11 protein-coding genes are annotated in these 12,995 nt (G+C 74.0%); 6 read left to right on the forward strand and 5 right to left on the reverse strand.

Features of this window, described 5'->3' with window-relative positions:
- Positions 1-3: 3 nt before the first annotated feature.
- From AOM09_RS07975 to mtrA, 3 genes are read right to left on the reverse strand one after another with little or no spacing between them, the layout of a single operon-like run.
- Positions 4-1,728: an LpqB family beta-propeller domain-containing protein gene (locus AOM09_RS07975; protein ID WP_062386525.1), complete on the reverse strand. Its 1,725-nt coding sequence runs from the start codon at positions 1,726-1,728 to the stop codon at positions 4-6.
- Entirely contained in the window at positions 1,725-3,362 is a 1,638-nt protein-coding gene (gene mtrB / locus AOM09_RS07980) for an MtrAB system histidine kinase MtrB (protein WP_156162293.1), read from the reverse strand. Before mtrB ends, AOM09_RS07975 begins: the two co-directional genes overlap by 4 nt.
- Positions 3,359-4,042, reverse strand: a complete 684-nt coding sequence (mtrA, locus tag AOM09_RS07985; protein ID WP_062302758.1) for an MtrAB system response regulator MtrA — start codon at positions 4,040-4,042, stop codon at positions 3,359-3,361. Before mtrA ends, mtrB begins: the two co-directional genes overlap by 4 nt.
- A 78-nt stretch (positions 4,043-4,120) precedes the next feature.
- Here mtrA and AOM09_RS07990 point away from each other — a divergent pair, with 78 nt between their 5' ends.
- The 5 genes from AOM09_RS07990 to AOM09_RS08010 are packed head-to-tail and all read left to right on the forward strand — an operon-like array spanning position 4,121 to position 9,335.
- Complete coding sequence (locus AOM09_RS07990; RefSeq protein ID WP_062386528.1) at positions 4,121-5,182, forward strand: hypothetical protein; 1,062 nt, start codon at positions 4,121-4,123, stop codon at positions 5,180-5,182.
- Positions 5,179-5,820, forward strand: coding sequence for a DUF4129 domain-containing protein (locus AOM09_RS15190; RefSeq protein WP_062386531.1), 642 nt, complete (start codon positions 5,179-5,181; stop codon positions 5,818-5,820). The genes AOM09_RS07990 and AOM09_RS15190 overlap by 4 nt, the downstream gene beginning before the upstream one ends.
- Positions 5,772-7,013: a DUF4350 domain-containing protein gene (locus AOM09_RS08000; RefSeq protein ID WP_062386534.1), complete on the forward strand. Its 1,242-nt coding sequence runs from the start codon at positions 5,772-5,774 to the stop codon at positions 7,011-7,013. Before AOM09_RS15190 ends, AOM09_RS08000 begins: the two co-directional genes overlap by 49 nt.
- Positions 7,010-8,044 (forward strand): AAA family ATPase, encoded by a 1,035-nt coding sequence (locus AOM09_RS08005; RefSeq protein ID WP_062386536.1) that lies wholly within the window; start codon positions 7,010-7,012, stop codon positions 8,042-8,044. The genes AOM09_RS08000 and AOM09_RS08005 overlap by 4 nt, the downstream gene beginning before the upstream one ends.
- 1 nt (position 8,045) lies before the next feature.
- Positions 8,046-9,335 carry a DUF58 domain-containing protein gene (locus AOM09_RS08010; protein WP_062386539.1) on the forward strand — a complete coding sequence of 430 codons (1,290 nt, stop codon included), beginning with the start codon at positions 8,046-8,048 and terminating at the stop codon, positions 9,333-9,335.
- Positions 9,336-9,464: 129 nt separating this feature from the next.
- Here the strand turns inward: AOM09_RS08010 and AOM09_RS08015 are convergent, their stop codons facing one another.
- Positions 9,465-10,460 (reverse strand): stage II sporulation protein M, encoded by a 996-nt coding sequence (locus AOM09_RS08015; RefSeq protein ID WP_062386541.1) that lies wholly within the window; start codon positions 10,458-10,460, stop codon positions 9,465-9,467.
- Between the two features lie 41 nt (positions 10,461-10,501).
- Between AOM09_RS08015 and AOM09_RS08020 the strand changes: the two genes are divergently transcribed.
- Positions 10,502-11,323, forward strand: a complete 822-nt coding sequence (locus AOM09_RS08020; protein ID WP_062386542.1) for an RDD family protein — start codon at positions 10,502-10,504, stop codon at positions 11,321-11,323.
- 41 nt (positions 11,324-11,364) lie between these two features.
- Here AOM09_RS08020 and ahcY read toward each other — a convergent pair whose 3' ends face one another.
- Positions 11,365-12,804 (reverse strand): adenosylhomocysteinase, encoded by a 1,440-nt coding sequence (gene ahcY, locus AOM09_RS08025; protein ID WP_062386544.1) that lies wholly within the window; start codon positions 12,802-12,804, stop codon positions 11,365-11,367.
- Positions 12,805-12,995: the final 191 nt, after the last annotated feature.

Here is a 12,995-nt window from a genome sequence, read left to right on the forward strand (position 1 = left end):
GGCTCAGCCCGCGTACGCGAGGTCGTCGACGCCCGACGCGATGGTGGACCAGCCGGTGCCGGCGCGTTCGCGCACGGTGCCGTCCTCGGACACGAGCGTGATCGACCGGTCGCCGTGGCGCGCGGAGATCGCCACCGCATCGGCCACCGCGGCGTCCTGCGTGGTCCGTCCGCCCACCGAGATCACCCACAGCGGCGCGGTCTCCTCGCCGGCGGAGGACCCGAGGAGCGCGACCGAGAGATCGTCGACCCAGATCGCGTCCGTCACCGCACCGACGTTGGCGCCGATCTGGAGCGGTTCGCCGATGCTGAGCGGCTCGCCCGACTCCGACCGCACCACCTCGACCACCTCGACCACCGTCTGCGCGCCGGCGCCCGACACGACCAGGAGCCGCGCACCGTCGCGCGACGGCACCACCTGCTGCACCGTCCGGCCCGCGAGCCAGCGCGCGTCGAGCAGGGTCGGCATGCCGTCGTCGGACACGGCCGTCACCGCCTCGGGCTCCGCCGCCTCCGCGGTCCAGACCCATCCGTACCGATCGAAGCTGGGCGGCACCAGCGCCGCGCCCTCGACGAGCGTGGTGACGGCCATCTCCCCCGCGGGCTCGCCCTCCTCGTCGCGGGCGATGAGCGAGTCGGCCCCGCCGGCGAGCGCGTCGGACACGACGATGCGGTCGCCGCCCACGCGGAAGGCCGTGCGGGTGCCCGCGTACGAGGTCGCGAGCGCGTCGGCGTCCGCCGGCAACGCGCCCGCGTCGTCGGGCACCACGCGGATCTCGTCCCCGTCCCACAGCCCCAGCCGGCCGTCGATGAACAGCGCGGCGACGCTCGCGGGGACCGGTTCGCGCGACAGCGTGTCCTCCTGCTCCGTCACGAGCGGCACACCGCCGACCGTGACGTCCACCTCGCGGATCCCGGGGAGCGCGGTCAGGGTGAGACGCAGCTGCTGCTCGGCGAGCGCGCGCTGCGCCGGCGTGCCCGCGGACTGCGAGGAGAGCTGCACCTTCGCGACGCCGTCGGTCACCACCACCGAGTCGACCGCGAGCGCGGCGCCCGCGGGGAAGCCCGTCGTGACGGCGTTCGCGAGCCACGGCGACGGCCCCGCCACCAGCTCGCGCGCGGCCCACGTCGCGACGTTCGCCTGGGGCAGCCAGCGCTGCTCGGGCACGGCGGTGCTCCCGTCCGCCGAGGCGAAGACCAGGGTGACCGGCAGGAACACCTGGTTGAAGGTGGCCTCCGCGACCAGCGAGCCGTCCTCGAGGCCTGCGATGCGCCACTGGTTGGCCACGCCGCGCGCCACCTGGAACTCGAGCTGCGTCTGAGTGCCGGACTCCGCCTCGGTCATGCGGCCCGCATCGTCGATCCAGGCCGCGACGGGGACCGAGTAGACGACGCGCCCGGCTCCCTCGTCGTAGTCGGGCGTGAGCGCGCCCGAATCGAACACCGTGACCTCGGCGAGCGGGTCCCACTCGGCGCGCGCCGGCACCGTGAGGTACTCGCGCGCCACCGAGAAGTCCGAGGCGAATCCCGCCGCGGTGGCCTGGATGAAGCCGGAGACGATGGAGTTGACGCTCGCGTCCATCTGCGGGCCCTCGGCGAACGGCACCACGGGCTCGGCGCCCTCGACCTCGCCGGTGCCCTCGTTCACCTCGCCCGTGGTGGGGATGGTCGCGCACGCGCCGAGCGCGAGCGCGGCCGCAGCCCATACCGCCGTCAGCCTGCGCCTCATGGGGCCACCTCCCTGCGATCGGACTCGAGCGTCACCGGCTCGGCGATCGCGCCGTAGTCGAGCTCGGCGATCACCAACGGGAGCGGCGGGTGCTGGCCGAGTCCCTGCGACGTGCGCGGCAGCTGCAGGCGGAAGCTCGCGCCCTTGCCGGGAAGCCCCCACGCCTCGAGCCGGCCGCCGTGCAGCTGCGCGTCCTCACGCGCGATCGAGAGGCCGAGCCCGGTGCCGCCCATGGTCCGGGCGCGCGCCGCATCGGCCCGCCAGAAACGGTCGAAGACGCGCTGCGCCTGCTGCGGGGTGAGGCCGATGCCGTAGTCGCGGACCACGACGGCGACGGCACGCTTCGACGAGGCGACGACCACGTCGACCGGGCGTCGCTGCGCGTGCTCGATCGCGTTGGACAGGAGGTTGCGGACGATGCGCGCCACGCGCGGGCGGTCGATGGAGGCGACGTGGCTGCCTTTGGCGACCCACAGCTGCAGGTGGACGCCGAGGCTGCGCGCGGCGGGGACCATGGCCTCGACCTGGTCCCGCACCACGTCGGCCACGGACATCTCGTCGAACTCGAGCTGGGCGGCGCCGGCGTCGATGCGCGAGATCTCGAGCAGGTCCGCCAGCAGGGACTCGAAGCGGTCGATCTGGGTGTCGAGCAGCTCCGCCGAGCGCGCGACCTCGGGCGGGAAGCCGCCGCGCGCATCGTGCAGCACGTCCGCGGCCATGCGGATGGTGGTGAGCGGCGTGCGGAGCTCGTGCGACACGTCGGACACGAAGCGGCGCTGCAGGCGCGACAGCTCCTCCATGCGCGTGATCTGGCGTTGGAGCGACTCGGCCATCTCGTTGAAGGTCCGCGCGAGCGTCGCCATCTCGTCCTGCCCGCGCACCGTCATGCGCTCGGACAGGATCCCCTCCGCGAGCCGCGACGCGACGCGAGCCGCCTGGCGCACGGGGCGCACGGTCTGGCGCGTCACCTGGTACGTGAGCACGGCGAGCAGACCCATGAGCGCGATGCCGCCGAGCGCGAGCACCCGCTGGATGAGCTGCAGCGTCGACTCCTCGTCCGCGAGGGAGTAGACGAAGTAGAGCTCGTACGCGCCCGCGACCCGGATGGTGAAGGGCATCCCCACCACGACGCCGGGGTCGCCGCCGTCGGGCAGCGCGACGAACTGCCACGACTGGTCCTGGCCCGACTGGACCTCCGCGCGCATCTCCGGGGTGATGACATCGACGAGCGCGGTGTCCGACACGGGCGGCGACAGCAGCACGCCCGAGGAGTTCGACGGATCGCGCAGCATCACGAGTCCGCGCGAGCTGCCGCCGAGCGCACCCAGGCCGTCCGCGAGGTCGTAGACCAGCTGCTGCAGGTCGCCCGACGTCTCCGCCGTCGACGCATCGACGTTCTCCTGCGCGCCCGCGCCGTCACGGGCCGTCTCGTCGAGGATGCGCTGGACGCGGGTCTCGACGAGCCCGTCGCGGATCTGCGTGCTCACCATCGCGCCGATGACGATCACCGCGCCGAGCCCGAGCACCGTGGTGGTCGCGACCACCCGCAGCAGGAGCGAGCCGCGGAACCGGCGCCAGACCCGTCGCGGGCCCTTGGCCAGGTTCGCCCACAGGGAGCGAGGGGTGAGCCTCACGACCCGACGCCACCGGCCTTGTAGCCCACGCCGCGCACCGTCACGATGATCTCGGGGTTCTCCGGGTCGCGCTCGACCTTTGCCCGCAGCCGCTGGATGTGGACGTTGACCAGGCGCGTGTCCGCGGCATGGCGATAGCCCCACACGTCCTCGAGGAGCACCTCGCGGGTGAACACCTGCCCCGGCGAGCGCGCGAGCGTGACGAGCACGTCGAACTCGAGCGGGGTGAGGGGGATGAGCTCGCCGCCACGCGTGACGCGGTGCCCCGTGACGTCGATCTCGAGGTCGGCGACGCGCACCACCGCGGGCGTCGCGTTGTCGTTGCGGCGCAGCCGCGCGCGGACCCGGGCGATGAGCTCGCGCGGCTTGAACGGCTTGGGGACGTAGTCATCCGCCCCGGACTCGAGGCCCAGCACCACGTCGACCGTCTCCGACTTCGCCGTGAGCATGATGATCGGCACGCCCGACTCGGCGCGGATCTCGCGGCAGATGTCGATGCCGCTCGTGCCCGGCAGCATGAGGTCGAGCAGGATCACGTCCGGGTTGGTCGCCCTGAACGCCGCCACCGCCTCGTCGCCGTGATCGCAGAACACCGTCTCGAAGCCGTCGCCGCGCAGGACGATTCCGAGCATCTCGGACACCGCGGGGTCATCGTCGACCACCAGGATCTTCGCCGTCATGGACCCATTATGCCGAGCGCTCCCCCGGAGCCCGCGCAGGCCGTGGCAGGATGGGCCGGACACCACCGGAGGGACGGCATGGACGACCGCGAGGATCGCTCGGAGTGGGCCGCGCCCGGCGGCATCGTGCCTGATAGCGCACCCACCCTCGGATCGGCTCCCGCGCCGGCGCCGGCGAGCCCTCCGCCCGCGTCCCGCATCCCCACCTCCGCGTCGTGGCAGCCCGGCTTCATGCCGCTGCGCCCCCTCGGGTTCGGGGACCTCCTGGGCCTCCCGTTCCGCGCCATGCGGTTCAACCGGGGCGTCGTGGTGGGCGGGCCGCTGCTGCTCACCCTCGCGGCGACCGCGCTGCTGGTCGTCGGCTTCTGGCTGCTGTTCTCCGATGCGTCGCTGCTGTTCTACGACGCCACCGAGGACCTGAGGGTCGACGCCACGACCATCGGCGTGCTCATCGCCGCGGTCGTCGCGGCGCTGCTCGCAGACATCCTCTCGAGCGCGATCGTCGCCCCGGGCGTGTCGCGCGGCATCCTCGGCGAGCGCATCCGGCTCGGCGACGCGTGGGGAGCCGTGCGCCCCCGCATCGGCGCACTGCTGCTGCTCTACCTGCTCGCGGGCCTCGCGTGGGCCGGGGCCTTCGGCGTCGCGGTCCTGTTCGCGGTGTTCGCGATGTCGGGCGACAGCGTCGGCGGCGTGATCCTCGGCGTCGTGGTCGTGCTCGCGGTCGGGCTCGCCGCATCGTTCCTCGTCGTGCTCGTCGGCGGCCTCGCGCGCCCCATCGTGGTGCTCGAGCGCCGCGGCGCGGTGGCGGCGATCAGGCGCGCGCGGCAGCTCCTCAAGGGCCGCTTCTGGTGGTCCTTCCTGGTGGTCTTCGTCGCGGCGGTGCTCATCGGGGTGGTCTCGAGCGTGGTGAGCCAGCTGGGCAGCTTCGCGTCGCTCGGGGTGACCGCGATCGCCCCGGACAACGCGGTCGCGGTGGGCATCGCGTTCGCGGCGGTGCTCGCGATCTCGACGCTGGTCTCCTACGTGCTGACGTACTCGTACATGGGCGCGCTCTTCGCGCTCATGCTCGTCGACCTCCGCATCCGCCACGAAGGCTTCGACCTCACGCTCGCCGAGGCGGCGGAGGCGCGTCGCGCGTGAGCATCGACGCCCCTCCGCTCACCCCTGACGCCGACACCGCGCGCCGCTGGGCCGTGGAGGAGCTCGCGAAGGACGAGTACGGCCAGGGCGGCACGTCGGTGCTCGACCGCGTGCTCGGCTGGCTGCTCGACCTGGTCGATGGCATCGGCAACGGCATCGGGGGCGATGCGGGAACCGTCGGGACCACGATCACGGCGGCCGTGGTGGCGGGGCTCGTCGCGCTCGTGCTGTGGCTCGTGGTGGGGCCGATGCGCCGCAGCCGTGCCCGCGCGAAGGACGCCGGGCTCTTCGAGGACGACCGGTCCGCGGCGGAGCTCGAGACCGGGGCCCGCGCGGCCGCGCGGGCCGGCGACTGGCAGAAGGCCACGCTCGACCTCTACCGCGCGCTCATCCTCAGGCTCGCCGAACGGGACCTCGTCTCGCTCACGGCCGGCCTCACCGCGGCGGAGGCCGCCGCGGAGGCCGCCCTGAACCTCCCGGCCCTCGCGGGTCGTCTCGCCGTCGACGCGGACGCGTTCGACGGGATCCGCTACGGTCACGTGGCAGCCTCGGAGTCGACGTACGCGCACGTGAGCGGCACGCTCGACGCGTGCCTGAGCGCACGGCCACGGCTCGCCGACGCGGCGGCGACGCCGTGACGGCGCGCGCGGATCTCCTCACCACCGCGCCCGGGCCGGGGCTGCGCGCCCGCGCCCGCCGGGGGCGGCTCGGCATCGTCGCCGCGCTCGTGTTCGTCGGGATCCTCGCGCTGCTGGTCGTCGGGTCGCGCACGGGCGACGTGGTGCCGCTGTCGACGGAGAACTCGCGCGCCGCCGGCACGCGCGCGGTCGCCCAGATCCTGCGGGACCACGGGGTCGAGGTCCGCCAGGTCGACCGCCTCGGCCAGGCGCGCGTGGACGATCCCTCGGCGACGACGGTGGTGATCGCGAACCCCTATCTGCTCACGCCGAGTCAGCTCGACTCGGTGGTGCGCTACCCCGGCGACGTGGTCCTGCTCGGATCGTCGGACGAGTCGCTCGCCGCGCTCGGCGTCGACGCCCGCGAGGCGCCCGTGCTCCTCCCCCGCACGGTCGACGCGGCGTGCGCGGACCCCGACGCGAGCGCCGCAGGCACCGCGGTGGTGAGCGACTGGGGCCTCGTCGCGACCGGCGACTCCGCGGAGCTGTGCTTCCTCGACGGCGACGTCGCGGCGTTCGCGAGGGCCACGAGCGCCGGGCGCACCGTGACGGTCATCGCGTCGACGCCGCTGGTCACCAACGCGCAGCTCGACCGCGAAGGCCACGCCGCGCTCGCGATCCGCGCGCTCGGGCGCCACCCCGACGTCGTCTGGTACGTCGCGGACGGCTTCGACGCGAGCCTCCTCGCCACGCCCGGCTCGGGCGGCGGCGAGGCGCCGACCGAGGTCGAGGCGACCCCCGACCTCCTGCCGCCCGGAACCGGGTCGGCGCTCTACGCGCTCGCGCTCACGGCGCTGGTCGCCGCGTTCTGGCGTGCGCGTCGCTTCGGCGCGCTCGTAGCCGAGCCGCTGCCGGTGGTGGTGCGTGCGTCCGAGGCCACGCGCGGCAGGGCCCGCCTGTACCGGCGCGCGCGGGCGACGGGACGCTCGGCCGCATCGTTGCGCGCCGCCGCCGCGCTGCGGATGGGCCGGCGCATCGGTGTCCCGCGCTCCGAGGACCGCGCGACGCTGGTCAACGCGATCGCGCGCGCCGCGGGCCGGCCCGCGCAGGACGTCGACCGCATGCTCTACGGCCCCGCCCCCGCGGACGACGCCGCCCTTCTCACCCTGATCTCCGAGCTCGACGCACTCGAAAGCGAGGTTCACCGACCGTGACCGACTTCACCCCTCACGAGCCCTCCCCCGTCGCCGAGGAGGCGCCTGCGGCCGAGGAGACGCCCGCCGCCGCATCGTCCGACAGCGGGTCCCGCGCGGCGCTCGGCCGCCTGCGCACCGAGGTCGGCAAGGCGGTCGTCGGTCAGGACCCGATCGTGACGGGGCTGGTCATCGCCCTGCTATGCCGCGGTCACGTGCTGCTCGAGGGCGTGCCCGGCGTCGCCAAGACGCTCCTGGTGCGCGCGCTCGCCGCGTCGCTCGAGGTCGACACCAAGCGCGTCCAGTTCACGCCGGACCTCATGCCGGGAGACGTGACGGGCTCGCTGGTCTACGACGCGCGCACCGCCGCGTTCTCCTTCCGCGAGGGTCCGCTGTTCACCAACCTCCTGCTCGCGGACGAGATCAACCGGACGCCGCCCAAGACGCAGTCGGCGCTGCTGGAGGCGATGGAGGAGCGGCAGGTCACCGTGGACGGCGAGGGCCGCCCGCTGCCCGACCCCTTCCTCGTCATCGCGACCCAGAACCCCGTCGAGTACGAGGGCACCTACCCGCTGCCCGAGGCGCAGCTGGACCGCTTCATGCTCAAGCTCCCGGTGCCGCTGCCCGGCCGCGAGGACGAGGCGACGGTGCTGCGCCGCCACGCCGCGGGCTTCGACCCGCGCGACCTCGCCGCGGCGGGCGTCGGCCCCGTCGCGAGCGTCGCGGAGCTCGAGAGCGCGCGGCGCGAGGTGGCCGCGGTCGAGATCTCCGACGACGTGGTGGGCTACATCGTGGACGTGTGCCGCGCGACGCGCGAGGCCCCGTCGGTGTCGCTCGGGGTGTCGCCCCGCGGCGCGACCGCGCTCATGCAGACCTCGCGCGCGTGGGCCTGGATGCGGGGTCGCACCTATGTCTCGCCCGACGACGTCAAGGCGCTCGCCGCGTGGACGCTCGCCCACCGCATGCGGATCCGCGCGGAGGCCGAGCTCGAGGGCGTCACCGCCACCACCGTGCTCACGTCCGTGCTGTCCACGGTGCCGGTGCCCCGCTGACATGCACATCACCGGCTGGACGGTCGCGCTCGCGGCGCTGGGGGTGGTCCCCGCGACGCTCACCCAGTCGCGCGGTGTCGCGTTCGGGTGGGTGCTCGCGGTGATCGCCCTCGCGCTGCTCGACGCGTGGCTCGCCCCGCCGACCGCGGCCGTGGGGGTCCGCCGCGACACCCCCGCCTCCGTCCGGCTCACGCAGACGACGCGCACCTCGCTGCTCGTCGCGAACCTCGGCCGTCGCCGGATCCGCGGCGCGGTGCGCGATGCGTGGCAGCCGTCCGCCGGGGCCGGCGACGCGCGTCACCGGTTCTCGCTCGCGCGCGGGGAGACGGCCACGTTCCGGACGCCGATGACGCCGACGCGCCGCGGCGACCGCCACGCGGGCGCGGTCACCATCCGGACCGACGGCCCGCTGCGCCTCGCAGGGAGGCAGCGGTCCCTCGAGGCGCCCGCGCGCCTCCGCGTGCTCCCGGAGTTCGCGTCGCGCCGCCACCTGCCGTCGCGCCTGCGGCGCCTGCGCGAGATCGACGGCCGCACCGCCGTCCAGCTCAAGGGCGCCGGCTCCGAGTTCGACTCGCTGCGCGACTACGTCATCGGCGACGACGTCCGCGCGATCGACTGGCGCGGCACGGCCCGTCGCGGCGAGGTGGTGGTGCGCACCTACCGCCCCGAGCGGGACCGGCGCGTCGTGGTGGTCCTCGACTGCGCGCGGCTGTCCGCGGCGCGCGTCGGCGACGCCCCACGTCTCGACGCCTCGATCGAGGCGTCCCTGCTCCTCGCCGCGCTGGCCTCGCGCGCCGGGGACCGCGTGCAGGCGACCGCGTTCGACCGAGTCGAGCAGGCGCGCGCCGCATCGTCCGGACCCGCGCTCATGACCGAGCTCGCCGAGGCCCTCGCCACGGTCGAGGCGTCGCTGGTCGAGCCCGACTGGCCCGCGCTCGTGCGCCTGGTGGGATCGCGCGTCTCGCAGCGCTCGCTCGTGGTGCTGCTCACCACGGTCGACACCTCCGCGCTCGACTCGGGCCTCATCGAGGCGGTCGCGGCGCTCCAGCGGCACCACCAGGTGCTCGTGGGCTCGGTCGAGGACCCCGAGCTGGGCGCGATGATCGCCGACCGCGCGGATGCCGACGCCCTCTACGGCGCGGGCGCGGCCGCCCGGGCGCTGCTCGAGCGCGAGGCGGTCGCGACCCGGCTGCGCCAGCTCGGCGCCGAGGTGGTGCTCGCCCTGCCCGACGATCTGGCCCCCGCGGTGTGCGACCGTTACCTCGCGCTCAAGGCGGCGGGTCGGCTGTAGCCCCTGCGCCCTCCCCCGCCGGACAGTGGCAACGGAGTTCGCGGCGACACGCCGCGACGGGGGCACGATGCGGCCCGACGCGCCCGCGAACCCGGACTCGCTCCGTTGGCGCTGTCCGAAGGACGGGGGTCAGCCCGCGAGCGCCACCTGGTCCGTCGCGAAGTCGCCCTCGGTGTCGCCGCGCGAGCCGGCGAGCGTCGCCGCGCGCCCGGCGAGGAACACGTACATCCAGAACGCCGCGACGGCGATCACGCCGATGAGCACCTTGAGCCACCACGGCAGCGCGGAGCCCGTGACGAAGCCCTCGATGAGCCCTGAGGCGAACAGCGCGATCACCAGGCCGAGCGCCACGCCCATCGCGCCGCGGCCCTCCTCGGCGAGCGCCCGCGCGCGGGGGCGCGGTCCCGGCACGAGCATCGTCCAGAAGAGACGGAGGCCCGTGCCCGCCGCCACGAACACCGCGGAGAGCTCGAGCAGGCCGTGCGGCGCGAGGAGCTGGAAGTAGATGTCGAGCGCGCCGGCCTCCGCCATGACCGCGCCCGCGGCGCCCAGCTGGATCACCGTGTTGTACATGAGGAACAGGGGGAACACCCCCGTGAGGCCGAAGCCGATGCATTGGGCGGCGAGCCACGCGTTGTTGGTCCACACGAACGCCGAGAACGAGCTCGAGTCGTACTCCGTGTAGTAGCTCGCGAACTCCTCCTCGGCGATCGCGGCGCGGGCCTCGGGCGACCCGATGAGCTCGAGCGCCTCGGGATGGGTGAGCGTCCACCACGCGGAGAGCCACGCGAGCGCGAGGACCGCGACGGTGACGCCGATGCCCCACCAGCGCACGCGGTAGAGCGCCGCGGGCAACCCGGTCGACAGGTAGTGCGACACGTCGCGCGTCGAGACGGTGTGCGCGCCGGTGAGCCACACGCGCGCGCTCGCGAGCAGCACCGAGAGCCGCGAGACCACCGTCGGTTCGGGAGCCGCGGAGCGCACCGCCGCGAGATCGCCCGCGGTGGCCTGGTAGAGGCGGGTGAGCTCGTCGGCCTCGGCACCCGTGAGCCGACGCGAGCCGCTCAGCCGCCTGAGCCGCTCCCAGCGCGCCTCGCGCACGGCGCCGAAGGAGTCGATGTCCACGCCGCTACGATGCCACACAAGGCTCGGGCCAGGGAGGACGCATGACGGACGAGGACTCGATTCTCATCGGCGAGGGCGTGGTGCTCGACTCGGGCGCCGCCTCCGTGCCGTTGCGGATCCTGTCGGGCGCGATCGACGTCATCGTCACGGTGGTCGTGATGGCCACCGGCTTCTCGATGCTCACCGACGCCGTCGCGCAGCTCAACGACGCGTGGGTCCGCGCAATCCTCACCGTGTGGACGGTCGCATGCCTGGTCCTCGCGCCCATCCTGGTCGAGACCCTGACCCGCGGTCGGTCGCTGGGGCGCTGGGCGCTGGGCCTGCGCATCGTCCGCGACGACGGCGGTCCGGTGAGCGTGCGGCACGCCGCGGCGCGCGCGCTGCTCGGGGTGCTCGAGATCTACGCCACTCTCGGGATGCTCGCCGTCGGGGTGTCCGCGTTCGGCACCCGCGGCAAGCGCATCGGCGACTACGTCGCGGGCACGTACGCGATGCGCACGCGCGGCGCGCGACGCTCCCTGCCGCCGCTCGCGATGCCGCCCGCGCTGGCCGAGTGGGCCCGCACGGCAGACATCACCCGCCTGCCGGACGGCCTCGCGCTGACCGCGCGCATGTTCCTGGGTCGCGCCGCGACGATGCACATGGCGGCACGCGTGCGGGTGGGCTCGCAGCTCTCCGCGCGGTTCACCGAGCACGTGTCGCCGCTGCCGCCCGCGGGCACGCACCCCGAGGACTTCCTCGCGGCGGTGCTGGTCGAGCGCAGGGACCGCGAGCACCGCGTGGAGGCGGCGCGCATGGCCCGCTCGGAGAGCGACGCCGCGCGGCTCCGCGCGCTGCCCTACGGCATCCCCGACGCCGACTGACCGGTGCGGAGCGTCCCGAGCGTCCCGAGCCCGGGGGTGGCTCAGTAGCGGTAGTGGTCGGGCTTGAACGGGCCCGCGACCGGCACGCCGATGTAGTCGGCCTGCGACTCGCTGAGCTCCGTGAGGCGCACGCCCAGCGCGTCGAGGTGGAGGCGCGCGACCTTCTCGTCAAGCTCCTTGGGCAGGCGGTGCACGCCCAGCGGGTACGCGGCGAGGTTGGTCCACAGCTCGACCTGCGCCATCACCTGGTTGGTGAACGAGGCGCTCATGACGAAGCTCGGGTGCCCCGTGGCGTTGCCGAGGTTGAGCAGGCGGCCCTCGCTCAGCACGATGATGCTGTGCCCGTCGGGGAACACCCACTCGTCGACCTGCGGCTTGATGGGCGTGAGCTTGGCGCCGGAGCGCGCGAGGCCCGCCATGTCGATCTCGTTGTCGAAGTGGCCCACGTTGCCCACGACGGCCTTGTCCTTCATCGCGGCCATGTGCTCGACGCGGAGGATGTCCTTGTTGCCGGTGGTGGTGATGAAGAAGTCGGCGCGATCGACGTAGTCCTCGACGCGCGCGACCTCGTAGCCGTCCATCGCCGCCTGGAGCGCGCAGATCGGGTCGACCTCGGACACGACCACGCGGGCGCCCTGGCCCCGCAGCGCCTCGGCCGCGCCCTTGCCCACGTCGCCGTAGCCGCACACGAACGCGACCTTGCCGCCGATGAGCACATCGGTCGCGCGGTTGATGCCGTCGGGCAGCGAGTGGCGGATGCCGTACTTGTTGTCGAACTTCGACTTGGTGACCGAGTCGTTGACGTTGATCGCGGGGAACAGCAGCTCGCCCTTGCGGTGCATGATCTCGAGGCGGTGCACGCCCGTGGTGGTCTCCTCCGAGGTGCCGACGATGCCCGCGGCCATGCGCGTGAACCGTGTCGGGTCGGTCGCCATCGAGCGACGGATCACCGCGCGCATCGACTCGACCTCGAGGTTGTACTCGGGGTCCTCCTCCTCGAGCGGCGCGGGCACCGCGCCGAGGGCCTCGAAGCGGACGCCTTCGTGCACGAGCACGGTGGCGTCGCCGCCGTCGTCGAGGATGATGGTCGGGCCGTCGTGACCCTCCCACGTGAGGATGCGGTCGGTGTACTCCCAGTACTCGGGGATGGTCTCGCCCTTGATGGCGAACACCGGCACGCCGGCCGGGGACGAGTACGTGCCGTCGCCCACCACGATCGCCGCGGCGGCCTCGTCCTGGGTGGAGAAGATGTTGCACGAGGCCCAGCGCACCTCGGCGCCGAGCGCCGTCAGGGTCTCGATGAGCACCGCGGTCTGCACCGTCATGTGCAGCGAGCCCGCGATGCGCGCGCCGGCGAGCGGCTTGGCGTCGCCCATCTCGGCGCGGAGCGCCATGAGGCCCGGCATCTCCTGCTCGGCGAGGCGGATCTGGTTGCGGCCGGCCTCGGCCAGCGCCAGGTCGGCGACGATGTGCTCGGTCATGACTGTCCTCCAAGGTTCGCCCGGCCGGGCACGGCTGTCCCGCGCGGGGGCACGGTCGCCCATTCTGTCATCGTCGGGCGTGAGCCGCGCCCTCCCCCCGCTGACACCTGCAACGGAGTTCGCGCCGACACGCCGCGGATCGAGGCACGATGCGCCGGGCGCCGCGGCGTGTCAGGACCAGCTCCGTTGGA

It is taken from the genome of Demequina iriomotensis (assembly GCF_000971395.1).
Lineage (GTDB): Bacteria > Actinomycetota > Actinomycetes > Actinomycetales > Demequinaceae > Demequina > Demequina iriomotensis.